Origin of the sequence: Phycicoccus sp. Soil803 (assembly GCF_001429685.1) — a bacterium.
In the GTDB taxonomy this organism is placed as follows: domain Bacteria; phylum Actinomycetota; class Actinomycetes; order Actinomycetales; family Dermatophilaceae; genus Pedococcus.
In genome coordinates, this window is record NZ_LMST01000001.1 from 1670422 (window position 1) to 1694935 (window position 24514).

At 71.0% G+C, this 24514-nt stretch carries 21 protein-coding genes and 1 tRNA gene; 15 read left to right on the forward strand and 7 right to left on the reverse strand.

What is annotated here, in order from left to right; genetic code table 11:
• Positions 1-31: 31 nt before the first annotated feature.
• The 3 genes from ASG95_RS07660 to ASG95_RS07670 all read left to right on the forward strand — a co-directional run bounded on the left by ASG95_RS07660 (position 32) and on the right by ASG95_RS07670 (position 2581).
• The gene (locus ASG95_RS07660; protein ID WP_082592423.1) at positions 32-1222 is read left to right on the forward strand and encodes a PrsW family intramembrane metalloprotease; all 1191 of its coding nucleotides are present in this window, start codon (positions 32-34) and stop codon (positions 1220-1222) included.
• A gap of 10 nt (positions 1223-1232) precedes the next feature.
• On the forward strand, positions 1233-2489 hold the full coding sequence (locus ASG95_RS07665) for a M20 family metallopeptidase (RefSeq protein ID WP_057378803.1): 1257 nt from the start codon (positions 1233-1235) through the stop codon (positions 2487-2489).
• Between the two features lie 16 nt (positions 2490-2505).
• Positions 2506-2581: transfer RNA gene (locus tag ASG95_RS07670), tRNA-Arg, on the forward strand.
• A gap of 94 nt (positions 2582-2675) precedes the next feature.
• Here the strand turns inward: ASG95_RS07670 and thpR are convergent.
• Positions 2676-3242: an RNA 2',3'-cyclic phosphodiesterase gene (gene thpR / locus ASG95_RS07675; protein WP_057377098.1), complete on the reverse strand. Its 567-nt coding sequence runs from the start codon at positions 3240-3242 to the stop codon at positions 2676-2678.
• A gap of 85 nt (positions 3243-3327) precedes the next feature.
• Here thpR and ASG95_RS07680 point away from each other — a divergent pair, with 85 nt between their 5' ends.
• From ASG95_RS07680 to ASG95_RS07705, 6 genes are all read left to right on the forward strand, one after another.
• Positions 3328-4092 carry a hypothetical protein gene (locus tag ASG95_RS07680; RefSeq protein WP_057377099.1) on the forward strand — a complete coding sequence of 255 codons (765 nt, stop codon included), beginning with the start codon at positions 3328-3330 and terminating at the stop codon, positions 4090-4092.
• Positions 4093-4171: 79 nt separating this feature from the next.
• Positions 4172-5878 (forward strand): dynamin family protein, encoded by a 1707-nt coding sequence (locus ASG95_RS07685; RefSeq protein ID WP_369820365.1) that lies wholly within the window; start codon positions 4172-4174, stop codon positions 5876-5878.
• The gene (locus ASG95_RS07690) at positions 5875-7566 is read left to right on the forward strand and encodes a YfjP family GTPase (protein WP_057377100.1); all 1692 of its coding nucleotides are present in this window, start codon (positions 5875-5877) and stop codon (positions 7564-7566) included. The genes ASG95_RS07685 and ASG95_RS07690 overlap by 4 nt, the downstream gene beginning before the upstream one ends.
• 166 nt (positions 7567-7732) lie before the next feature.
• A complete protein-coding gene (ssb, locus tag ASG95_RS07695; RefSeq protein WP_057377101.1) occupies positions 7733-8332 on the forward strand; it encodes a single-stranded DNA-binding protein in 600 nt (199 codons plus the stop codon).
• A gap of 43 nt (positions 8333-8375) precedes the next feature.
• Positions 8376-10058, forward strand: coding sequence for an energy-dependent translational throttle protein EttA (gene ettA / locus ASG95_RS07700; RefSeq protein WP_056923639.1), 1683 nt, complete (start codon positions 8376-8378; stop codon positions 10056-10058).
• Positions 10059-10095: 37 nt separating this feature from the next.
• Entirely contained in the window at positions 10096-10692 is a 597-nt protein-coding gene (locus ASG95_RS07705; protein WP_057377102.1) for a GNAT family N-acetyltransferase, read from the forward strand.
• Positions 10693-10797: 105 nt separating this feature from the next.
• Here ASG95_RS07705 and ASG95_RS07710 read toward each other — a convergent pair whose 3' ends face one another.
• Positions 10798-11394, reverse strand: coding sequence for a TetR/AcrR family transcriptional regulator (locus ASG95_RS07710; RefSeq protein ID WP_082593089.1), 597 nt, complete (start codon positions 11392-11394; stop codon positions 10798-10800).
• Positions 11395-11498: 104 nt separating this feature from the next.
• Between ASG95_RS07710 and ASG95_RS07715 the strand changes: the two genes are divergently transcribed.
• Genes ASG95_RS07715 through ASG95_RS07725 form a run of 3 tightly spaced genes read left to right on the forward strand, consistent with a single transcriptional unit; the run spans position 11499 to position 14479 of the window.
• Positions 11499-12644: an acyl-CoA dehydrogenase family protein gene (locus tag ASG95_RS07715; protein WP_057377103.1), complete on the forward strand. Its 1146-nt coding sequence runs from the start codon at positions 11499-11501 to the stop codon at positions 12642-12644.
• 1 nt (position 12645) lies between these two features.
• Positions 12646-13443 (forward strand): SDR family oxidoreductase, encoded by a 798-nt coding sequence (locus ASG95_RS07720; protein WP_057377104.1) that lies wholly within the window; start codon positions 12646-12648, stop codon positions 13441-13443.
• Positions 13444-13492: 49 nt separating this feature from the next.
• Complete coding sequence (locus ASG95_RS07725; RefSeq protein WP_057377105.1) at positions 13493-14479, forward strand: NADPH:quinone oxidoreductase family protein; 987 nt, start codon at positions 13493-13495, stop codon at positions 14477-14479.
• Position 14480: 1 nt separating this feature from the next.
• Here the strand turns inward: ASG95_RS07725 and ASG95_RS07730 are convergent, their stop codons facing one another.
• The 4 genes from ASG95_RS07730 to fabG all read right to left on the reverse strand — a co-directional run bounded on the left by ASG95_RS07730 (position 14481) and on the right by fabG (position 17273).
• Complete coding sequence (locus ASG95_RS07730) at positions 14481-14972, reverse strand: SRPBCC family protein (protein ID WP_057377106.1); 492 nt, start codon at positions 14970-14972, stop codon at positions 14481-14483.
• A complete protein-coding gene (locus ASG95_RS07735) occupies positions 14969-15328 on the reverse strand; it encodes a helix-turn-helix transcriptional regulator (RefSeq protein WP_057377107.1) in 360 nt (119 codons plus the stop codon). The genes ASG95_RS07730 and ASG95_RS07735 overlap by 4 nt, the downstream gene beginning before the upstream one ends.
• Before the next feature lie 147 nt (positions 15329-15475).
• Positions 15476-16456, reverse strand: a complete 981-nt coding sequence (locus tag ASG95_RS07740; protein ID WP_157581827.1) for a hypothetical protein — start codon at positions 16454-16456, stop codon at positions 15476-15478.
• A 61-nt stretch (positions 16457-16517) separates the two neighbouring features.
• Complete coding sequence (fabG, locus tag ASG95_RS07745; RefSeq protein ID WP_057377109.1) at positions 16518-17273, reverse strand: 3-oxoacyl-ACP reductase FabG; 756 nt, start codon at positions 17271-17273, stop codon at positions 16518-16520.
• A gap of 206 nt (positions 17274-17479) precedes the next feature.
• Between fabG and glgX the strand changes: the two genes are divergently transcribed.
• From glgX to treZ, 3 genes are read left to right on the forward strand one after another with little or no spacing between them, the layout of a single operon-like run.
• Complete coding sequence (gene glgX / locus ASG95_RS07750; protein WP_056923630.1) at positions 17480-19645, forward strand: glycogen debranching protein GlgX; 2166 nt, start codon at positions 17480-17482, stop codon at positions 19643-19645.
• A complete protein-coding gene (treY, locus tag ASG95_RS07755; RefSeq protein ID WP_157581829.1) occupies positions 19642-22161 on the forward strand; it encodes a malto-oligosyltrehalose synthase in 2520 nt (839 codons plus the stop codon). The genes glgX and treY overlap by 4 nt, the downstream gene beginning before the upstream one ends.
• Positions 22158-24056, forward strand: coding sequence for a malto-oligosyltrehalose trehalohydrolase (treZ, locus tag ASG95_RS07760; protein WP_235543597.1), 1899 nt, complete (start codon positions 22158-22160; stop codon positions 24054-24056). The genes treY and treZ overlap by 4 nt, the downstream gene beginning before the upstream one ends.
• Here treZ and ASG95_RS07765 read toward each other — a convergent pair.
• A complete protein-coding gene (locus ASG95_RS07765) occupies positions 24035-24514 on the reverse strand; it encodes a GNAT family N-acetyltransferase (protein WP_235543599.1) in 480 nt (159 codons plus the stop codon). The genes treZ and ASG95_RS07765 overlap by 22 nt on opposite strands.

Sequence of the window (24514 nt, forward strand, 5' to 3'; positions counted from 1 at the left end):
CCGCGTGACCTCCTCGACTACCCTTCCCGGCATGACGTGGGGACATGGCCAGGAGTATGCCGCGGAGGCACCGCCCGCGGGCGCGCCCGCGGGCGTCGGGGCCGGGTCGACGGCCTCCGGCCGGAGCCGCCTGCGCGGGTGGCTCCTGGTGGGGCTCACCGTCGTCGGGTTCGGCCTCGCCGCGGTCGTGCTCGCCGTGTACTACGGAGGCACGCTCGGCCTGGTGACCACGCTGCTCGCCCTGGTGTTGGCCGCCATCCCGCTGGGCATCGTCATCCCCACCTTCCTCTGGCTCGACCGGTTCGAGGCCGAGCCGGTCCGCTACCTCGTCACGGCGTTCCTGTGGGGTTCGTTGGTCGCCGCCCTGGTCGCCGGCATCTTCAACACCGGCGCCAACATCGCCTTCCAGGCCGCCACCGGTCGCGAGGACGACGCCCTGCTCGCGACGGCGGTCTTCTCAGCGCCCCTGGTGGAAGAGGCGTCCAAGGGCCTGCTCGTGCTGCTGATCTGGTGGTTCCGGCGTCGCGAGTTCGACGGGATCATCGACGGGATGGTCTACGCCGGCGTGGTCGCGGCGGGCTTCGCGTTCACCGAGAACATCCAGTACCTCGGCATGGCCTACGACTCCGGCGGCGACGCGTCCCTCACCGGCACATTCATCGCCCGCTGCCTGTTCACTCCGTTCGCCCACCCCATGTTCACCGTGCTGACCGGGATCGGGATCGGGATCGCCGCCACCACGCAGAACCGCGGCCTCAAGGTGCTGGCACCGGTGGGTGGCTACCTCCTGGCCGTGCTCTCGCACGCCGTGTGGAACCTGGCCGCCATCACCGGCGGCGCGGGGATGCTCTCGGTCTACCTCGTCGTCGAGGTGCCGATCTTCATCGCGTTCGTCGCCCTGGTCGTCTGGGCCCGGCGACGGGAGGGTCGCCTCATCGGGCGCCACCTCAGCGAGTACGCCGACGCGGGCTGGCTGTCACCCAGCGAGGTGCAGATGCTGTCCACCATGAACGGTCGCCGATCGGCGCGGGTGTGGGCCCGGACGTCGGGTGGTCGGGCCATGCTCCGGTCGATGCGCAGGTTCCAGGACTCCGCGAGCGAGCTGGCCCTGCTGCGGGCCCGGATGCACCACAGCGCTGCCGACACCCGAGCGCTGGAGACCGAGCGTGAGCTCTTGGAGGCCATCACCGCCAGTCGCAGGGACCTCCTCGGCGCGTACTAGCGTGCAGGGCGTGCGCACCCTCGAACTCGCCTCCGCCATCGGTCCGGACCTGATCGCGCTCCGCCGCCGCCTCCACCAGATCCCCGAGCTCGGGATGTCGCTCCCGCTCACCCAGCAGGCAGTGCTCCAGGCGCTCGACGGGCTCGACCTCGAGATCACGCTGGGCAAGTCGCTCTCGTCCGTCGTCGCCGTCCTGCGTGGGCGGGGCACCGCGACCGGCGCGGGCGTCGACCCGGTGGGGGCCGAGCGCCCGGTCGTGCTGCTGCGCGGCGACATGGACGCCTTGCCCGTGACCGAGGACCTGCCGCTCGACTTCGTCTCGCAACACCAGGGACTCATGCACGCCTGCGGCCACGACCTGCACGTCGCGGGGCTCGTGGGCGCCGCGCGGATCCTGCACGAGCTGCGCGACGAGCTCGAGGGTGACGTGGTGTTCATGTTCCAGCCGGGGGAGGAGGGCCCCGGCGGCGCGAAGCCGATGATCGACGAAGGCCTGCTCGACGTGGCCGGGCGACGGGTCGACGCGGCATACGCCCTGCACGTCTACTCCTCCGAGCACCCGCTCGGCACCTGGTTCGGGCGTCCCGGGCCGCTGATGGCCGCCGCGGATGAGGTGAAGGTGCGCGTGGTCGGTGAGGGTGGCCACGGGTCGCAGCCGTTCCGCGCCAAGGACCCGATCCCGGTGGCGTGCGAGATCGTCGTGGCGCTGCAGACCCTCGTCACGCGCCAGTTCGACGTCTTCGACCCCGTGGTCGTCACGGTCGGGAAGTTCGTCGGCGGCACCAAGGACAACATCATCCCGGACGACGCGGTCTTCGAAGCCACGCTGCGCAGCCTGTCCGAGCAGGCCCGCGCCGAGATGGCCGACAAGATCGAGCTGCTCGCCACCAGTCTGGCCGAGGCGCACGGCCTGACCGCCGAGGTGGAGTACATCCCGGGCTACCCGGTGACGGTCAACGACGAGGACGAGTACGCCTTCGCCAAGGACACCATCGTCGACGTCTTCGGCCCGGACCGCTACGTCCACCAGCGCAACCCGGAGATGGGTGCGGAGGACTTCGCCTTCGTCGGGCGGGAGGTGCCCAGCGCCTACGTCAACCTCAGCGCCTGCCCGGCAGCCGACTTCGCGTCGGCGCCCGACAACCACTCGCCGCGAGCAGACTTCGACGACTCGATCGTCCCCGACGGGGCGGCCCTGCTCGCCGAGCTCGCCCTTCGTCGCCTGCGCCAGCTGGCAGCACCCGGATCGACCCCCAGCTCGTCCTAGACTGTGCGTCGCCCAAGCCCTCGTGGCGCAATGGATAGCGCAGCGGCCTTCTAATCCGCAGGTTGCAGGTTCGAGTCCTGCCGGGGGCACCAAGCACCGCGACTTCTGGCCACCCAGGCCTCATCGCTTGCCCCGAACCGGCCATCGATCCACCACCTCTGGCCAGAAGTGGTGACCGTGGGGGACTCAGCCGGAGAGCTCCACGACGGCGATCGGCTCGTAGTGCGGCCGAGCCCGGCCCTCACCGCGGTGCGACGCGAACACGGTGACCTCGTCCGCGGTCCAGGCCGGACCGGCATACCCCTCGAGCACCCGCAACCACCGGGTCGCCTCGAACGGGTGGCGTGACCGGGCCACCGTGAGGTGCGGGGTGAACGGCCCGCCCTCGGGGCTGGCGCCGACGTGGCTGCAGGCGCGACGGACCGCTCGCGCGAGCCCGGCCAGGGACTCGAGCTCGTCCGGCTCCCCGTCGATGCCCATCCAGGTGACCCGTGCCTCGTAGGGGTTGGGGAAGGCGCCACCACCGCGGATCGAGACGGTGAGGGGACGGCGGCTCGCCACCGCCTCCGCGACGCCTTCGACCATGGGGTCGACCAGCCGGCTCGGGACGTCGGCCATGAACGCCGTGGTGACGTGCCAGAGGCTGGGATCGGTCCAGCGCAGGTCCGGCCCGGCATCCCGGCGCGGGTCGAGGAACTCCGCGAGGTCGTCCAGGGCCGACTCGGGCGGGACGACGGCGGCAAAGATGCGCATCGGCCCATTCTGTCGGAGGCATCCCCATGGACTGCTCCGTGTGGCGCGGGCTGGAATAGATTGGCGCGAGGAGGAAGGGGTCGCCATGCCGCTGTCGACTTTTCGTGTCGCGTGGACACCGCCGCGCACGTGGTTCGTCACCGCTCGGCTCCTCGAGGTCGCGGCCGTGGTGGCCGTCCTCGGGTGGGCGCTCCAGAGCTGGCAGGTCTACGAGTCGACCGCGCAGAACTTCGGCGAGGACGGCACCCCGACTGGCGCCCCGCCGTTCCTCGACCGTGTCACGCTCTTCGCGATGTACGGCTTCGGCTACGGGCAGGCCCCCTTCTCCGCCCCGCTCGCGTGCCTGGTGCTGCTCGGGCTGGTCGCCATTCTGCACTTCGCCCAGCCGGTCAGCCACGCGTCGGTGCTGCGCTGGGAGGTCTTCAGCCTGTGGGCGGTCGTGTTCCTGGGCAACGTGGTGCTGGTCCTCTCGGTGGTGGTGGCGCTGGTCCGCGGTGACCCCAACGCGCCACCGGACGACGGGGTGGTGCGCATCGACACCGGGCCCAGCATCATCGAGGTGCTGGCGGCCGGGGCGACCCTCCCGGTGCTGTGCCTCTTCCTGCTGTCGGTCTCGGCGCTCTGGTGGCTCCGGCTCCCCGTCGACTTCGAGGCGCCTGACGAGGAGCCGGACCCGTCGGTCCGGCGGCCGCGTCGCTGGCGCCCCGCCCCCGCACCGGACGCGAATGTCGACGACCTGACCCTCGACGGGGTCGAGCTGATCGAGCCGGTCGAGCGCCTGCACCCGCGCGACGACGACGGCGACGGATCGACGCCGAGCGGGTACGACGACTACTTCCGCCGTTTCTAGGGCTGCCTTTATCGAACGCATGCCTTCGGTCGGGTCTGTCGCGTGCAGTCGCGGTCATTCAGTTCGTTAGGCTTGCGGTGTGATTTCCAGGGACGACGCCGTGTCCATGCTGGGCGCCGTGTCGATCCTCCGCGAAGAGGTCGAGCAGGCCCGGCTGCCTCTCGACATCCCCGATGCGATGACCGGGCGCGCGACCCGGGACGCCCTCCTGAAGCAGCTCGACGACTACGTCATCCCGCGGCTCCGCTCCCTCGACGCGCCCCTGCTGGCCGTCGTCGGCGGGTCGACCGGAGCCGGCAAGTCGACCCTGGTGAACTCGATCGTCGACGCCGAGGTGAGTCGCTCCGGGGTGCTGCGACCGACGACCACGACCCCCGTGCTGGTGCACCACCCCCAGGACGAGCGGTGGTTCGCCGACGACCGCGTGCTCCCGACCCTCAGCCGGATCACCGGCGCGCCGACCGAGGGTGACGGGGCCAACGCCCTGCGCCTCGTGCCGTCCAGCTCCCTCCCGCCGGGCATGGCGCTGCTGGACGCCCCTGACATCGACTCGGTGGTCAGCGCCAACCGCGCGCTGGCCGCGCAGCTGCTCGCCGCGGCGGACCTCTGGCTCTTCGTCACGACCGCCGCGCGCTATGCGGATGCGGTGCCGTGGGACCTGCTGCGCGAAGCCGCCGAGCGCGGCACCGCCATCGCGATCGTCCTCGACCGCGTGCCGCCCGAGGCGATGGCCGACATCCGCAGCCACCTCGCGTCCATGTTGCGCGACCAGGGCCTGTCGACCGCACCCATCTTCGGCATCCCGGAGGCGACCCTGACGGCCGAGGGGCGCCTGCCCGAGCCCGACGTGGCCCGGCTGCGCTCGTGGCTCACCGCCCTGGCCAGCGACGCCCGAGCCCGCTCGGTGATCGTCAAGCAGACCCTCGACGGCGCTCTCGGCAGCCTCGACGAGCGGGCCGCGGTGCTCGTGACGGCGACCCACCAGCAGGCGCAGGCCTTGGCCGCGCTGCAGCGGGAGTCCGACACGGCCTACCGCGAGGCGCTGGCCAACGTCGAGCACGGCATGACCGACGGCACCCTCCTGCGCGGCGAGGTGCTGGCTCGCTGGCAGGAGTACGTCGGCACCGGCGAGTTCTTCAAGCAGGTCGAGTCGACGATCTCCAAGGTCCGCGACCGGATCACCGCGGCGCTCAAGGGCCAGGCCCCACCGTCCGGCGACCTCGGCGAGGCGCTGCAGACCGGTGTCGCCGCGCTGATCGACGCCCAGGGCCAGGGCGCCGCCGCGACCGTGGCCCGCCAGTGGCGCAAGCTCCCCGGCGGTGATGCGCTGTTGGACGAGACGACAGGGCTGTCGAAGGCGTCCCCGGACCTGGGGGAGCGCACGGAGCGGCTGGTCCGTGACTGGCAGGGCGAGGTGCTCGAGCTGGTGCGCGGCGAGGGCAAGGACCGTCGCACGACGGCCCGCATCGCGGCATACGGGCTCAACGGCATCGGCGTGATCCTCATGCTGGTGGCCTTCGCGCACACCGGTGGCCTGATCGGCGCCGAGGTGGGCATCGCCGGCGGCACCGCGGTGCTGGCCCAGAAGGTGCTCGAGGCGATCTTCGGCGACCAGGCGGTGCGGGAGATGGCGACCAAGGCGCGCAAGCGCCTCCTCGAGCACGTGCAGGAGCTGTATGCCGCGGAGCGGGTCCGCTACGACCAGGCCCTCGAGGACGTCGAGACCAGATCCGGCCAGGCGCAACGCCTGGCCGACGCGGCAGCAGCGGTGAAGGCGGTTCGATGAGCCCGTTGAAAATGGGCAGCAAGCAGGTCAAGGCAGTCAGTGCCGAGGAGCTGACCTCCAGGTCGGCGGCTCTGGAACAGGCGGTGGAGACCGGCGGTCGCGAGCTCGACCCTGCCGCGGTCGCTGCCGCCCGGGCCGTGGTCGACAAGATCGGTGAGCGGATCTCCAAGGCCGGCAACCACACCGTGGTCGCGCTCGCGGGCGCCACGGGTTCGGGCAAGTCCAGCCTCTTCAACGCACTGGTCGGAGCCGAGGTCGCCGTGGTCGGCGCCCGGCGGCCCACGACCTCGCGGCCCGTGGCCGCGGTCTGGGGCGACGAGGACGCCACCGAGCTGCTCGACTGGCTGTCGGTGTCGCAGCGGCACCACGTGGCGCCGGGGGCGACCGACGCGACCCGGGTCACCCCCTGGACCCTCGACGGGCTGGTGCTGCTCGACCTGCCCGACTTCGACTCGCGGGTGGTCGCCCACCGTGAGGAGTCCGAGCGGGTGCTCGAGCTCGTGGACGTGTTCGTGTGGGTCACCGACCCGCAGAAGTACGCCGACGCGCGCCTGCACGACGACTACCTGCGCGTGCTCGCCACGCACGACGCCGTGACCGTGGTGGTCCTCAACCAGTCCGACCGCCTCATCGGCGACGCGACCGGCCAGATCCGCAAGGACCTCACGCGGCTCGCCGCGGACGACGGGATCCCCGGTCTCCAGGTCATCACCACCTCGGCCACGACCGGCGTCGGGGTCGACGACCTGCGGATGCGACTCGCGACCGCGGTGGCTGCCCAGAACGCTGCACAGCACCGCCTGCTCGCCGACGTCTCGGCCAGCGCCGCCACGTTGCGGGGGGGCGTGGCCCCGACCGAGCCGACCCTGCCCGAATCGGTGGACGCCGAGCTCGTCGACGCCCTCTCGCGGGCCGCTGGCATCCCCACCGTCGTGGCCGCGGTCGAGCGTGACTACCGCAACCAGGCCTGGGGCCGCACGGGCTGGCCGTTCACCCGCTGGGTCCGCGCGCTGCGCCCCGACCCGATGAAGCGGCTCCGGCTCAACACCCGTGACGCCGTCGAGGAGAAGCTCGCCGTCACGGCCGGCGACGTGCGCACCGTGCTCGGTCGCTCGTCGCTGCCGCCCCCGACCCCTGCTGCGCGCTCCGCGGTCGAGCTGGCCACCCGACGGGTCGGGGACCAGGCAGCCGAGGGCCTGCCCAACCGGTGGGCCGAGGCGGTCGCCGACGCGGCGACGCCGCCAGGCCCCGAGCTCGCCGACGCGCTCGACCAGGCAGTCGTGGGCACGTCCCTCAAGATGCGGGCTCCCTTGTGGTGGCGGCTCTTCGGTGCGGCGCAGCTCGTGCTCGCCCTCGTCGCGGTGCTCGGTTTCGGCTGGCTCGCCGTGCTCGTGGTGATGGGATGGCTCGCGCTGCCCGACATCGACACGCCTCGGCTCGGTCCGCTGCCCTACCCGCTGCTGATGCTGGTCGGTGGTCTGCTGGTCGGACTGGGTCTGGCCGCACTGGCCCGCGCCCTCGGGCGCAGGGGCGCACGACGCAGGGGCCGGCAGATCCGACGGCGGCTCACCGACAAGGTCGCCGAGGTGGCCGGTGAGCGCATCGTCGGCCCGGTGCGCGCCGTGCTCGAACGGCACCGCCGGACCCGCGAGTCACTCGACCGGGCGGAGCAGTTCTCGCGCCGTTGAGGCGTCGCTCGTCCACCGGTCGTCCCGCTCCCTCGGTGTGTCCACAGGCGACAGCCCGCACTGTCGCGGGGGCCCGGCGGCCGCACCACAGTTGCGTCGTACCCCAGGGAGTCAGCTCCCCGGGGCTCATGGACAGCTGAGGTACGACACAGATGAGGTGAGCGAGATGAACGAGTCCTACATCACGGTGACCGGTCGGGTGGTGGCCGACCCCGAGTCGCGGACCACCCGCCACGGGGTGCCGTTCGCGGCCTTCCGCCTGGCGTCGACGGTGCGCCGGCTCAATCCCAAGACGCGCGAGTACGAGGACGGTGGCACCAGCTTCTACAACGTGACGGCGTTCCGGTCGCTCGGCGCGAACGTCGCGAACTCGCTCAACAAGGGCGAGCCCGTGGTCGTCTACGGCCGGCTCCGGATCAACCAGTGGCTGCGCCAGGACAACAGCCACGCGACCTCGGTCGAGATCGACGCCTACAACGTCGGTCACGACCTCAGCTGGGGCACCACCTCGCTGACCCGCGTGTCACGAGCGCAGCTCGACACGCAGGACCGGATGGCTGACGAGGGCGTGCAGGACGCGATGGCGGCCCTCGAGGGTGAACCGGTCGCGGTCGAGGAGGACTTTGCCTCCTACGACCCCGGCGACCTCGCCACCCGCCGCGCCTCCGGGGAGCACGATCCCGAGACGGACGACTACGAGGTGGCGGTCGAGCCGACCGGCGAGGTGCCTCGACAGGACGGCGGACGGGAGCTCTCGACGGTGTGACGCGGATTCGGGCGTGGGGGCCCCGGCCGATAGCCTTGCCCCCATGCCCGAGTTCATCTACGTCATGTCGAAGGCCCGCAAGGCCCACGGCGACAAGGTCATCCTCGATGACGTCACCATCTCCTTCTACCCCGGCGCCAAGATCGGCGTCGTCGGGCCGAACGGAGCCGGCAAGTCATCGGTCCTCAAGATCATGGCCGGCCTCGACCACCCGTCCAACGGTGAGGCCAGGCTGACCCCGGGCTATTCCGTCGGGATCCTCATGCAGGAGCCCGAGCTCAACGAGGAGAAGACCGTTCTCGGCAACGTCGAGGAGGGTGCCGGCGAGATCAAGGCGAAGCTCGACCGCTACAACGCCATCTCCGCCGAGATGGCCGAGCCGGACGCCGACTTCGACGCGCTGATGGAGGAGATGGGCAAGCTCCAGGAGGCCATCGACGCTGCCGACGCCTGGGACCTCGACTCCCAGCTCGAGCAGGCCATGGACGCCCTGCGCTGCCCGCCGCCGGACGCGGACGTCTCCGTCCTCTCCGGTGGTGAGCGCCGCCGGGTGGCCCTCTGCAAGCTGCTCCTGCAGAAGCCCGACCTGCTGCTGCTCGACGAGCCCACCAACCACCTCGATGCGGAGTCGGTGCTCTGGCTCGAGCAGCACCTCGGGGCCTACCACGGCGCCGTCGTCGCGGTCACCCACGACCGCTACTTCATGGACAACGTCGCCCAATGGATCCTCGAGCTCGACCGCGGTCGCGCCTACCCCTACGAGGGCAACTACTCGACCTACCTCGAGAAGAAGCAGGCCCGACTGCAGGTGCAGGGCAAGAAGGACGCCAAGCTCTCCAAGCGGCTCAAGGAAGAGCTCGAGTGGGTCCGGTCCAACGCCAAGGCCCGTCAGGTGAAGTCCAAGGCCCGCCTCGCCCGCTACGAGGAGATGGCCGCCGAGGCCGACCGCACCCGCAAGCTCGACTTCGACGAGATCGCCATCCCGCCCGGCCCGCGCCTGGGGTCGACGGTCATCGAGGTCAAGGACCTGAAGAAGGGGTTCGGCGACCGCGTCCTGATCGACAAGCTCTCGTTCACGTTGCCGCGCAACGGAATCGTGGGCGTCATCGGGCCGAACGGTGTAGGCAAGACCACGCTCTTCAAGACCATCGTCGGCCTCGAGGAGGCCGACAGCGGGTCGGTGAAGGTGGGCGAGACGGTCAAGATCTCCTACGTCGACCAGAGCCGCGGCGGTCTCGACCCCGAGAAGAACCTCTGGGAGACGGTGTCCGGGGGCCACGACTACATCAACGTCGGCCAGGTCGAGATCCCGTCACGGGCCTACGTGTCGCAGTTCGGGTTCAAGGGTCCGGACCAGCAGAAGAAGACCGGCATCCTCTCCGGTGGCGAGCGCAACCGCCTCAACCTGGCGCTCACCCTCAAGGAGGGCGGCAACCTCCTCCTGCTCGACGAGCCGACCAACGACCTCGACGTCGAGACGCTGGGTTCGCTGGAGAACGCCCTGCTGGAGTTCCCCGGCTGCGCCGTCGTGATCAGCCACGACCGGTGGTTCCTCGACCGGGTGGCGACGCACATCCTCGCCTACGAGGGAGACGACGAGAACCCGGCCAAGTGGTACTGGTTCGAGGGCAACTTCGAGTCCTACGAGGCCAACAAGGTCGACCGCCTCGGTGCCGACGCGGCCCGCCCGCACCGGGTCACCTACCGCAAGCTGACCCGCGACTGACCGGTCTCCCCGGCAACGCATGTCCACGGCACGACGCGTGACCACGGACCCCGACGGGGTCGTCACCGCCCCGCTCACCGAGCGGGACTGGGACGACCTCGTCGCGCTGTTCGGCACGCGGGGTGACCCGTCGTGGTGCTGGTGCCAGTTCTTCCGCACGACCGGCAAGGACTACACGCACTCCAGCGCCGACAACAAGGCGGCGCTGCACGCACAGGTGCGGGACGACCCCCGCCCGCAGGGCGTGATCGCCCGGCTGGGGGACGAGGCGGTCGGGTGGGCGCAGCTCGGTCCGCGCACGGCATACCCGCGGCTGTGCGAGAGCCGGGCCCTGCGCGCGGTGACGGGCGAGGACCTCGATGATCCGTCGGTCTGGGCGGTGACCTGTTTCGTGGTCAAGGTCGGACGCCGCCGCAGGGGCGTCGCCTCCGCGCTCCTGGCGGCGGCCGTCGACCTGGCCCGTGCCCAGGGCGCCCGCACCCTCGAGGGACACCCGGTCGACGTGGCCGCACGGTCCGGCAAGGTCGGCGGTGCCGAGCTCTACCACGGGGTCCTGACCACCTTCGAGCGCGCCGGCTTCGTGGAGGTCGGTCGCACCGGTGCCACGAGGCCGGTCATGCGACTCGCCCTGTGACCACCGGTGTCGAGCCCTGAACGGCCGGCAGCAGGCGACGCGCGGCCTCCGGACGACCGGGGGTCGCGCGTCAGCGTGCCGTGGCGTCCGCGTGGTGCGGGTGGCTCAGCCGGTGACCAGGCGGATGCCGAGGTCGGCGTAGGCCGCGCCGATGGCGTCGGGGGTGCGCTTGATCTCCGGGTCGTACCAGCGGGCGACGTCGACGGCCATCGACATCAGCGCCAAGGTGGTGTCGGGGACGTCGTCGACGGAGAACTCGCCGCTGGCGACACCTGCCGTCACGACGTCGCGGACGACCGCGTCGATCTGCTTGCGCAGGGCGAGCACGGCGTCGCGGTGCTCGGGGGTGAGGTTCGCGAACTCGTACTGGACGATCCGCGCCACGCGGAAGTGCTCGGCGTGCCAGGTGGCGAACCGGCCCATGATCGCCCGGAGCGCCTCGGTGGGGGACGCCGCCCCCTCGGCCGCGGCGCGCAGCATGTCGCGCGCAGCCACGTGGCCCTCGCGGCTCAGCTGGTAGAGCAGTTCCTCCTTGGAGGCGAAGTGCACGTAGACGCCGGCGGGGGACAGCCCGGCGCGCGAGGCGATGTCGCGGGTCGTGGTCGCGTGGAAGCCCCGGTCGGCGAACGCCTCGGCCGCCGCCTCGAGCAGGCGGTGGGCGGTGTCCACCACGGGTTCGATGGGGCGCGCGGGGATGGACATGGTTGACAGCATGCCCCAGCCATCGGACACTAAGCAAGCGCTTAGTTACCCGGAGTCCAGCGTGCCAGCCAGCCTCACCAGCAGTGTCATCGTCAAGGAGAGCCATGCCCCGCAACGTCTACGGTCCCGACCACGAGGCCTTCCGCAGCTCGGTCCGGGAGTTCGTCGAGCGCACGCTCAAGCCGCGCGCCGAGCAGATGCTCGAGGTGAAGTCGGTCGACCGTGACATCTGGAAGGAAGCGGGCAAGCAGGGTCTGTTCGAGCTCGACATCCCGGAGGAGTTCGGTGGCGCCGGCGCCGACGACTACCGGTTCAACGCCGTCGCGGCCGAGGAGATCGCGGGCTTCAACTTCGCCGTCTCGTCGTGCTTCGGCATCCACTCCGACGTGTGCCCGCCCTACATCGTCGACCTCGGCACCCAGGAGCAGAAGGAGCGCTGGCTGCCCGGCATGGCCAACGGCGACCTGATCTGCGCCATCGCGATGACCGAGCCGTCCGGCGGGTCCGACCTCGCCGCCCTGAAGACCACCGCCGTCCGTGACGGTGACGGCTGGGTCCTCAACGGCTCCAAGACGTTCATCACCAACGGCTACCAGGCCGACCTCGTGATCGTCGCCGCCCGCACCGACCCGGCCAAGGGCGCCAAGGGCATCACGTTGTTCATGGTCGAGGCCGGCATGGAGGGCTTCAGCCGGGGCCGCAAGCTCGACAAGGTCGGCCAGGAGGAGGCAGACACGTCCGAGCTGTTCTTCGAGGACGTCCGGGTCCCCGACGCCAACCGGCTCGGTGAGGAGGGGCTTGGCTTCATCTCGATGATGCAGCGCCTCCCGCAGGAGCGCGTCGGCGCGGCCGTGGCCAACACCGCGCACGCCTTCCAGATCTTCCGTGAGACGGTCGCCTACACCAAGGAGCGCAAGGCCTTCGGTCAGCCGGTCGGCTCGTTCCAGCACAACAAGTTCAAGATGGCCGAGCTGCAGACCAAGCTCGAGGTCACCCAGGCCTACGTCGACGACTGCATCGCCGCCCACGCCGAGCAGAAGCTCACGGCGGTCGACGCCGCCAAGGCCAAGTGGTTCTCGGCCCAGGTGCAGAACGACGTGCTCGACGAGTGCGTCCAGCTCTACGGCGGCTACGGCTTCATGAACGAGTACCGCGTGGCCCGCGCCTGGCGCGACGCCCGGGTCTCCAAGATCTGGGCCGGGTCGAACGAGATCATGAAGGAGCTCATCGGCCGAGACCTCGGTCTCTGACGTGGCTGCTCCTGACACGGCTGGTCCTGACGCTGCGGGCCCGGGCGTCCACGCCGGCAAGGTCGCGATCGTCACCGGCGCCTCCCGGGGCATCGGTCTCGGCATCGCCCAGAAACTGGTGGCCGAGGGTGCGCGGGTCGTCATCACCGCCCGCAAGCCCGAGGCCCTCGCGGAGGCCGTCGAGCAGCTCGGTGGCGAGTCCAGGGCGCTCGGCGTCGCGGGCAACGCCGCGGACGAGGCGCACCAGGACGAGGTGATCCGGCTCGCCCACGAGGCGTTCGGCGGGCTCGACCACCTGGTCAACAACACCGGGATCAACCCGGTCTACGGCCCGATCCTCGACGCACCCCTCGACGTCGCCCGCAAGATCATGGACGTCAACGTGCTGGCCGCGTTCGCCTGGACCCAGAAGGCGATCGCCGCCGGGCTCGGAGAGGGCGAGCGCCCCGGCGCGGTCGTCAACGTCGCGTCCATCGCGGGACTCGGGGCCACCGGCACGATCGGCTGGTATGCCGTGAGCAAGGCTGCGCTGATCCACCTCACCGTCGAGCTGGCGTACCAGCTCGGGCCGTCGATCCGCGTGAACGCGGTGGCGCCGGCGATCGTCAAGACGCAGTTCGCGCAGGCGTTGTACGAGGGTCGCGAGGAGAAGGTCGCCGCGCGCTACCCGATGAAGCGGCTCGGCGCTCCCGACGACATCGCGGGGGCCGTCTCGTTCCTCCTGTCACCGGACGCGAGCTGGGTGACCGGGCAGACCCTCGTGGTCGACGGTGGCGTGACCCTCGGCGGCAACCTCTAGTGTCGCAACGTCATTCGCTCCCGGCCGCCTCGGCGGATCGGACACACGCGTGAGGGCGTGGCAGGTCGCCGCGCTGGGTGAGCCGGACGACGTGATGGGTGCCGTCGAGGCGCCGCTGCCCGAGGTCGGGCCCGGTCACCTGCGGGTGCGGGTGCTGGCCACGGCGCTCAACTTCCCCGACGTCCTGATGGTGCGCGGTCACTACCAGGTGCGCCCCGACCTCCCCTTCACCCCCGGCGTCGAGGTCTGCGGAGAGGTGCTCGAGCTCGGCGACGGTGTCGCAGGGTTCGCGGTCGGGGACCGGGTCGTCGGCACGACGGCGGTGCCGCACGGAGGTCTGGCCCAGGAGTGCCTCATGCCGGCTACCGGGACGTTCGCGGCACCGGTGTCCCTCACCGACGCCGAGGCGAGCGCGCTGACGATCGGCTACCAGACGGCATACGTGGGGCTCGTGCGGCGAGCCGCACTCGAGGCGGGGGAGACCCTGCTCGTGCACGCGGCGGCCGGCGGGGTCGGCACGGCGGCGGTGCAGGTGGGCAAGGCGCTCGGCGCGCGGGTCGTGGCCGTGGTCGGCAGCGCAGCCAAGGCAGACGTCGCGCGATCGGCCGGGGCCGATGTGGTCCTCGACCGCTCGGCCGGCGACCTCGTGGCCGCCCTGAAGGACGCGCTGGGGCACTCGGGTGCCGACGTGGTCTTCGACCCCGTGGGCGGCGCGGCGTACGACGCCTCGACCAAGGTGGTGGCGTTCGAGGGCCGGATCGTGGTGGTGGGCTTCACCAGCGGCTCGATCCCGGCGCCCGCGCTGAACCACGCCCTGGTCAAGAACTACTCGATCCTCGGGCTGCACTGGGGCCTGTACCTCCAGCGCGACCATGCCGTCGCGGCCGCGGCGCACGACCAGCTCGTGGCCTGGGCCGACGCCGGTCTGGTGCGACCGGTCGTGTCGCAGCAGGTGCCGTTCGACGAGGCGCCCGGAGCCCTCACCCGGCTCGGAGCCGGGGAGAGCACCGGACGCCTGGTCGTGCTCGGCGCCTGACTCAGGCAGCGAGCCCCTGGGCGATCTTCTCGAGGGCGTCGTAGGAGTCGTTCATCCCGACCTCCATGCCCGAGGCGAGCACCATCTCCACCGTCTCGGGGGAGTCGTAGGTGATCACGGCGGTCAGCGTGGTGGACCCGTCCTGCTCGGAGAACGTGGACTCGATCACCGACTCCGGGCTCTGGATGTTGTCGAAGATCTCGGTGTGCACCATCCGGCCGGGCGGGTCGAGCTCGCGGTACTCGCCCGAGAACGACACCACGTCGCCGCCGGGGGTGGTCTGGGCGAAGTGCCACTTGCCGCCGACGCGCAGGTCGACCTCGCAGGTGGTGACCTCGCCGTGGCCGGCCCCCCACCACTGGCGGATGTGCTCGGGCTTGGTCATCGCCTCGTAGACGAGGGCAGCAGGGGCCGCGAAGGTGCGGGTGATGACGACCTCGCAGCCGTCGTGGGTGATGGTGGCGCGCTGGTGGGTGTCGGCTGCGTTGCTCATGACTGCTTCTCCTGAGTCTGGTGGATGCGCTGCTGTTGAAGGGAATTGAGGTAGGCGTCGAGGCTGTCGAGGTTGGCCTCCCAGTGGCGGCGGTACTCCTCGAGCCACGACGTCGCGCTCTTCAGTGGGGTGGCGGTGATGCGGCAGTTGCGTCGCTGGCCGTCCCGGTCCTTGGCGACCAGTCCGGCCCGCTCGAGCACCGAGAGGTGCTTGGAGATGGCCGGCAGGGTCATGGCGAACGGCTCGGCGAGCTCCCCGACCGTGGCGTCACCGTCGGCGAGGCGCTCGAGGATGGCGCGTCGCGTCGGGTCCGCCAGGGCGGCGAAGGTGGTGCTGAGCTGGTCGTGGTGGTCCATGATCCTTAACCGATCGGTTTATTAACTGATACGGAAACTATCAACCCAGGGAGTGCCGACTGTCAAGGCCCCCCGAGATCCCAGCTCTCGGGCTTGTCGACGCCTCGGACGCCCGAGAGCTGGGCTCTCGGGAGGGGTCTGACGCGCTCAGAAGGACGTCGGGACGGCCGTGCACAGGAGCTGGAACGCCTCGGGGGTGAAGAGCTCGAGCGGCAGGGTGAGGTTGCGCAGGGGGCGACCCTTCCTGGTGCGGAGCTCCACCACCCGCGGGCCCAGGCGGTGGGCCTCGTAGTCGGCCCAGCGCACCCGCAAGGCGCCGTGGACCATGGTGAGGACGAGACCGTCCTCGTCGACGCGGGCCCGCAGGGTGTGTCCGACGGGGTAGGCGCGGCGGAGGGCCGCACACGACCTCTGCATGCCGTTGAGGGCGACGGCCATCGGGAGGCAGCAGGCGACCGCCACGAGGAGTGTCGTCGCCGGCTTGGCGAGGAACGCCGACAGGGCGACCAGCATGACGAGCGGCGCGACCACGATGCCGAACTCGCCGGAGCGGAGATAGGACCTGCGTCGGGCGGCCACCATGGCCGCCTGCACCTGTGGGGTGAGCTCGACCGAGAGGGGCAGGTCCGGCGCTGCCTCGGTCGTCTCATGGGCCGGCGCCGACGCCCCGTGGCCCTCGAGGAAGGCGGCGTCCGCCTCGCTGAGCAGCGCCGACGGGACGTAGGCGGAGATGGCTCGGCCGTGGACGACGGTCATGCTGCCGATGCGCTCCACGAGGACGGCCGAACCGCGGGGGAGCCACACCTCGTCACTGTCCCGGATCAGCAGCTGGTCGTCCGCGGTGCGGCTGACGCTCACGAGCTGGCCGTCAGGCAGCCGCCTTCCCAACGTGCGAGTGAGCCTGGTCCACCACCACAGGATCCGGGCCGCCAGGAGGACGACGACGACGGCCGCGACGACCAGGAAGCGGTGCACGACGAGCAGGGTGACGAAGCCGGCCATGAGGACCCAGTACGGTCTGGCGGCCCATCTCCGGCGCACCTCGCGAACCCACAGGTCCATCACCATCTGCCGTCGACGAGTGGCATCGACGGTCAGGGACGCTGCCGGTGCTAGGGGCTCAGGCACGGCGGGAGTCTAGGTGCGGGATCCCCGGCTCGGGGGGCAAACCGGACGAATCCTGCCGGGGTCAGTCGAGCGGGCCACCGGCCACGTAGATGACCTGGCCGGAGACGAAGCCGGCCTCTTCCGAGCACAGGAACGAGATGGTGGCCGCGATGTCCTCGGGCTGGCCGACCCGCTGCACCGGGATCTGGGCGGCCGAGTGCCTGATGAAGTCCTCGAACGGCACCCCCATGCGTTCGGCGGTGGCGGCCGTCATGTCGGTCTGGATGAAGCCGGGGGCGACCGCGTTGGCGGTGACGCCGAAGCGACCCAGCTCGATGGCGAGGGTCTTCGTGAAGCCCTGGAGCCCGGCCTTGGCCGCCGAGTAGTTCGCCTGGCCACGGTTGCCCAGCGCCGAGGACGACGAGAGGTTGACGATGCGCCCGTACTTCTCGGCGGACATGTGCGCCTGCACCGCCCGGGTCATCAGGAAGGACCCCCGCAGGTGCACGCCCATCACGGCGTCCCAGTCGTCCTCGGTCATCTTGAAGATGAGGTTGTCGCGGATGATGCCGGCGTTGTTGACCAGGATCGTCGGCGCCCCGAGCTCGTCGGCCACGCGGGCGACGGCCGCCTCGACCTGGTCGGCCTTGCTGACGTCGACCCCCACGGCGATGGCTCGACCGCCCACGGCCTCGATCGCCTCGACCGTGCCGGCGCAGGACGCCTCGTCGAGGTCCAGGACCGCGACCGCGTTCCCGTCGCGGGCCAGACGCAGGGCCGTGGCCGCCCCGATGCCGCGGGCTGCTCCGGTGACGACTGCGACGCGCTGGGTGCTCATGGGGACTCCTGCTGGTGGTGGGTGGCGCCCGGGATGCGCCGCGAGTGGGTCTCCCGGCGAGTGTACTAAGCGACCGCTTAGTGGTTGGGGTGGACCTGGCGTGTGAATGGCGAGGAGTCGTGCACAATGGGTTCGCTGGAGGCCGTCGACGTCCTTCTTCACCCGGCCCCGCACCCCCGTGGGCTGATCAACGACGAAGGCGATGCATGGAAATCTGGCCCGGCAAGTCCTACCCCCTCGGCGCCACGTATGACGGCACCGGGGTGAACTTCGCGCTCTTCTCCGAGGTGGCGCAGAAGGTCGAGCTCTGCCTCATCGACGACAACGGCGCGGAGACCCGGGTCGAGCTCCCCGAGGTCGACGGGTTCGTGTGGCACGCCTACCTCCCGGGCGTGCAGCCCGGCCAGCGCTATGGCTACCGCGTGCACGGCCCCTACAAGCCGGCCGAGGGCCATCGCTGCAACCCCAACAAGCTCCTCATCGACCCCTACGCCAAGGCGATCGACGGCCAGCCCGACGGCGACCAGTCGCTCTTCTCCTACGACTTCGACGCCCCCAGCGAGGACCCGGCCAAGGCCAACGTCGAGGACAGTCTCGGCCACACGATGCTCTCGGTCGTGATCAACCCGTTCTTCGACTGGGGCCAGGACCGCCTGCCACGGCACGAGTACCACAACAGCGTCATCTACGAAGCCCACGTCAAGGGCCTCACCGAGACCCACCCCGACATCCCCGACGAGATCCGCGGCACCTACGCGGGTATCGCCCACCCGGTGATCATCGAGCACCTCAAGGGCCTCGGCATCACGGCCATCGAGCTGATGCCGGTGCACCAGTTCGTCAACGACTTCACCCTGCGGGACAAGGGCCTGTCCAACTACTGGGGCTACAACACGATCGGGTTCCTCGCACCGCACAACGGCTACGCGGCATACGGCACGCGGGGGGAGCAGGTCGCCGAGTTCAAGGGCATGGTCAAGGCGCTCCACGAGGCGGGCATCGAGGTCATCCTCGACGTGGTCTACAACCACACGGCCGAGGGCAACCAGCTCGGCCCCACCATCTGCTTCCGCGGGATCGACAACGCCGCCTACTACCGACTGGTCGATGACGACAAGGCGCACTACTACGACACCACCGGCACCGGGAACAGCCTGCTCATGCGGCACCCCCACGTGCTGCAGCTGATCATGGACTCGCTGCGCTACTGGGTCACCGAGATGCACGTCGACGGCTTCCGGTTCGACCTCGCGGCGACGCTGGCCCGCCAGTTCCACGAGGTCGACAAGCTGTCGGCCTTCTTCGACCTCGTCCAGCAGGACCCGGTGGTGAGCCAGGTCAAGCTCATCGCGGAGCCCTGGGACGTCGGCGACGGTGGCTACCAGGTCGGCAACTTCCCGCCCCTGTGGACCGAGTGGAACGGCAAGTACCGCGACACGGTCCGCGACTTCTGGCGTGGCGAGTCCGCGACGCTGGGCGAGTTCGCCTCGCGGCTCACCGGCTCGAGCGACCTCTACGAGCACAGCGGGCGCAAGCCGATCGCCTCGATCAACTTCGTCACCGCGCACGACGGCTTCACGTTGCGAGACCTGGTGTCCTACAACGAGAAGCACAACGATGCCAACGGCGAGGACGGCAACGACGGCGAGAGCCACAACCGCTCCTGGAACTGCGGCGTCGAGGGCCCCACCAAGGACAAGAAGATCAACGCGCTCCGGCTGCGCCAGCAGCGCAACATGCTGGCAACGCTGCTGCTCTCGCAGGGAGTGCCGATGCTCCTGCACGGTGACGAGCTCGGTCGCACCCAGTCCGGCAACAACAACGGCTACTGCCAGGACAACGAGATCTCGTGGATCGACTGGGACCTCGACCAGGACCAGCTCGACCTCATCTCCTTCACCCAGAAGCTCGTCGCGCTGCGTCGTGACCACCCGGTGTTCCGTCGGCGCCGGTTCTTCGCCGGGTCGGCCGACCACGGTGGCGAGAGCGCGGTCGGCGACATCGCCTGGTTCGAGCCTGGCGGCAACCACATGGACGAGGACTCCTGGGCCAACGGCTACGCGCGCTCGATGATGGTCTTCCTCAACGGACAGACGATCCCCGAGCCCGACACCCGCGGGCAGCAGACCCTCGACGACCACTTCCTGGTGATCTTCAACGGCCACCACGACCCGCTCCCGTTCGTGCTCCCGGGCAAGGAGTATGGCGACCGCTGGGTCACCGAGCTCGACACGTCCGCGCAGGAGGTCGAGGCGAAGGAGTACAAGCCCGACGCCAAGATCACCGCGCAGGGCCGCAGCGTCGTGGTGCTGCGCTGTCCTCGAGTGCTTCCGTCAGGGTCGCCGGCCGGAGCGGCGCTCGCGCGCCGATGAGCTCGTCGACGGGCGCGGTGCAGACCGGTATGCCGGGGGGTGCAGCACCGCACCGGCCCGCCGCCGGGCGGGTGGTGCCCACCGCGACCTACCGGCTGCAGGTACAGCCGGCCTTCACCTTCGGTGCTGCTGCCGAGCAGGCGGACTACCTGGCCGCACTCGGGGTCTCACACGCCTACCTGTCGCCGATCCTGGCGCCGGCCCCCGGGTCGACGCACGGGTACGACGTGGTCAGCCACGAGTTCCTCAACGAGGAGGCGGGGGGCGCGGAGGGTTTCGACCTGTTGGCTGCCGCCCTCCGGCAGGCCGGCCTCGGCACGGTCGTCGACGTGGTGCCCAACCACATGACGACGCCGACCCCGGCGTCGCTCAACCACCCCTGGTGGTTCCTGCTGCGCGAGGGGCGCGACTCCGACCACGCGCACTGGTTCGACGTCGACTGGGACGCCGAGGACGGGCGCGTCCTGGTGCCGGTGCTCGGCCAGTCGCTCGAGGCCGTGCTGGCCGCCGACGAGCTCTCCGTCGAGGCGGGCGGTGGGCCGCACGGTGACGAGACGGTCCTGCGCTACTACGACCACGTCTTCCCCGTCCGGTCCGGGACCGAGTCGCTCGACCTCGCCGATCTCGTTGCAGCGCAGCACTATCGGCTCTGCGACTGGCGCGAGGGCAGCAGTTGGCTCAACTACCGGCGGTTCTTCGACGTCACCACCCTGGTCGCCGTCAGGGTCGAGGACCCCGACGTGTTCCACCACACACACCGGCTCCTGCTGGAGGAGTTCGGTGCCGGCACGATCGACGGGTTCCGGATCGACCACCCCGACGGGCTGGCCGACCCGGCGGGCTACCTCGCCCGGCTGGCCGACGCCACCGGCGACGCGTGGGTGGTCGCCGAGAAGATCCTCGAGGGCCACGAGCAGCTGCCCGACGACTGGCGCTGCGCGGGCACGACGGGTTACGACACCCTCCTGCGCGTGCAGCAGGTGTTCGTCGACTCCGAGGGCGAGGCGCCGCTGACCGACCTGCTCGCCGAGCTCGTGGGTGAGCGACAGGAGCTCGACGAGCTGGTGCTGGCCGCCAAGGAGCAGGTCGTCGCCCAGGTCCAGGAGGCCGAGGTCAACCGGCTCATGCGCCTGCTCGCGAAGATCGTGCCCGACGAGGACCAGGCCGCCCTGCGCCGTGGACTGGGCGCGCTGCTCGTGGCGATGGACCGCTACCGCGCCTACCTCGTGCCCGGCCAGCCCGACGACCACGACCAGCTGCAGGTGGTCGCCCACGCCGAGGCCCGCGCCGCCACCCACGTCGCCGAGGCCGACCAGGACGCGGTGGGGATCGTCTCGCTCCTGGCCGAGGGCACGCCGCTCGACGAGCTGGACGAGGCCGCCGAGGCCGCCCACCGCGAGTTCATGGTGCGGTTCCAGCAGACCTGCGGCCCGGTCATGGCCAAGGGCATCGAGGACACCGCGTTCTACCGCTACGCACGCCTCACCGGTCTGAACGAGGTCGGCGGCGACCCCGGCCACCTCGGCCTCGACCCGACCGAGCTGCACGCGTTCGCCAGCCGTCAGCTCGCCAGCTGGCCGACCACGATGACGACGCTCTCCACGCACGACACCAAGCGGTCCGAGGACGTCCGCGCCCGGCTCTCGGTCCTCGCCGAGCTGCCGGGGGAGTGGGCGGCCTGGGTGCGCGCGACCCGCGACCTCGCGGCGCCCCACCGGGGCAGCCGGCTCGACCCGGCCACCGAGTACCTCCTGCTCCAGACCGCCGTCGGCGCCTGGCCGGTCGACAACGACCGCCTGCAGGCCTACGCCACCAAGGCGGTCCGCGAGGCCAAGCAGCACACCACCTGGACCGACCCGGACGGCGACTACGAGGCCGACGTCGCGACGTTCGTGGCGGCCCTGACCACCGAGCCCGCCCTCGTCGAGCAGGTCGGCCGATGGGTGGACCGCGCCGCCCCGGCCGCCCGCGAGACGCTGCTGGGCCAGAAGCTCCTCCAGCTCGTGCTGCCCGGCGTCCCCGACGTCTACCAGGGCACCGAGCTCGTCGACCTGTCCCTCGTCGACCCCGACAACCGCCGGCCCGTCGACTACTCCACCCGCAGGCAGCGGCTCGCCCGGCTCGACGCCGGCGAGCCCGCCCGCGACCTCGACGACGAGAAGCTGCTCGTCACCTCACGCACCCTCCGACTGCGCCGTGACCACCCCGAGTGGTTCACCGGCGAGGACGCCACGTATGCCGCCGTCCCCACCTCGAGCGCGCACGCCCTGGCCCTGGGGAGGGGCGACGCGAGCGGCACCCAAGTGGTCGCGGTGGTGACCCGCCTCGGCGAGCGGCTGCGCGCCGACGGCGGGTGGGGCGCTGCCGGGCTCGACCTCCCCGAAGGTGGGTGGGAGGACCTGCTCACCGGCCGGCCCGTGCCGCCCGGACCCGGGGGGTCAGCACAGCTCTCCGAGGTGCTGGCGGCCCTTCCGGTTGCCTTGCTCGTGCGGCATGGCAGCCTTGACCCCAAATGAACACCGCACAAATGACGTCCTCGCCCGCGACGAAGCCGGCAGGCGAGCCGGTCCTTCCCGGGCCCGAGCTCACCGTGTGGGCGCCCGCTGCCCAGCAGGTGGAGGTCGAGTGGTCGCTCGACGACGGCCCGGCGCGGCGCTCGGAGATGGAGCGCAAGGGCGACGGCTGGTGGCGCTGGGAGGCCCCCGCCGCTGAGCCGGGCACGGCGGCATACCCGTGTCTGGACTATGCCTTCCGCGTCGACGGCGGTGACGTGACCCCGGACCCGCGCTCGGCCTGGCAGCCCCACGGCGTGCACGGCGAGAGCCGCTGGTTCGACGCCGGCCGGTACGCCTGGCGCGACGCGACCTGGGCCGGGCCGCAGCACGGTGAGGGTGTGCGCGGCGCCGTGGTCTACGAGCTGCACGTGGGGACCTTCACCCCCGAGGGCACCCTCGACGCTGCGCAGCGTCGGCTGCAGCACCTGGTCGACCTCGGGGTCGATGTCGTCGAGCTGATGCCGGTGGCCTCGTGGCCGGGTCGCTGGAACTGGGGCTACGACGGCGTCGGGCCGTGGGCGGTCGACGACGAGTACGACGGGCCCGCGGCGCTCCAGCGCTTCGTCGACGCGTGTCACGGCCTCGGCCTCGGCGTGTGCCTCGACGTCGTCTACAACCACCTCGGGCCGGTCGGGAACTACCTGTCGCGGTTCGGTCCCTACTTCACCGAGTCGCACCCCACGCCGTGGGGCCACGGGTTCAACCTCGACGGCCCGGGCAGCCTCCACGTGCGGCGCTGGATCATCGACAACGCGTTGCGGTGGTTCGCCGACTTCCACGTCGACGCGCTGCGCCTCGACGCCGTGCACGAGCTCAGGGACGACTCCGACCAGCACGTGCTCGCGCAGCTGGCCGACGAGGTGGCGACGCTGAGCGCGCGCCTGGGCCGGCCCCTCGACCTCATCGCGGAGAGCGACCTCAACGACCCCCGCACCGTCACCCCGACCGCCGACGGTGGGCTCGGCATGGACGCCCAGTGGGACGACGACATCCACCACGCCCTCCACGTCACCCTGACCGGTGAGACCCAGGGCTACTACGGTGACTTCGCCGGTCACTGCCGTGCCCTGCCCGACGGCGGGCCGCTCGCGGTGCTGGCCAAGACGCTCACGAGGGCGTTCCTCCACGACGGCCGCTGGTCCAGCTTCCGCGACGCCGAGTGGGGTGCCCCGGTCGACCGCCGGAAGGTCGACGGGCGACGGTTCCTCGCCTACCTGCAGACCCACGACCAGGTCGGCAACCGGGCCGTCGGCGACCGCATCTCCGCGGTCGTGACACCGGGTCGCCAGGCCATCGGGGCAGCCCTCTACCTCACCGGTCCGTTCACGCCGATGGTGTTCATGGGCGAGGAGTGGGCGGCCACGACGCCGTTCCAGTTTTTCACCGACTTCGACGAGCCGGAGATGAAGCGGGCCGTCACCGAAGGGCGCCGTCGCGAGTTCGAGGCCCACGGCTGGGCCGCCGAGGACGTGCCGGACCCGCAGGACGAGCAGACCTACCGTCGCTCGCAGCTCGACTGGGCCGAGCTCCACGAAGGGGAGCACGCGCGGATGTTCGCGTGGTACCAGGCGTTGATCGCGTTGCGGCGCAAGGAGTTCGACCTCGGCAACGGAAGCCTGGAGTCAGTGGCAGTCGACTTCGATGAGGGTGCCGGCTGGTTCGTCGTCCGTCGTGGCGCCCACCGGGTGGTCGTCAACCTGGCCGAGTCGCGCTGGACCGTGCCCCTCGACGCAGCACCCGAGAGTGTCGTGCTCGCCTGGGAGCCGGCACAGACCCGGCTCCGGGGCCATGGCGTGCACCTGCCGCCGTTCACCGCGGCAGTCGTGCGGATGGGTCAGTCGACGGCGAGGTCGTAGGTCACCAGGTCGGTCTGCACGGCGAGCCGGTCGTAGGTCGACCGGGCCCTGGTGTTCGACGCCCGGGTGATCCAGCGGACCGTGGTCCACCCCCGCTCACGGGCGCGCTCCTGCACGCCGCGGAGGAGTGCGTCGACGGCTCCGCTGCCACGGTGCCCCGGTGCCACGAACAGGTCGTCGAGGAAGCCGGCCACCGATCCGTGCAGCGGTCGGATGAAGGGTCGGAGGTGAGCGATGCCAACGGGTTCCGAGCCAGCTGCCTTGCGGACCACCAGGCACTCGAGCTCGTGGGCCGGGTCCGTCAGCCAGCCCCAGACGATGGCGCTGACCTCGTCGGGGCGGGTGGACTCGTAGAAGTCGAGGTAGCCGCGGTGCAGCCGGGACCAGGCCTCGTGGTCGTCGGCGCGGAGGTCGTCGACCACCCACTGGCCCGGGTCGCGCGGTCCCGCCTCGGTCAC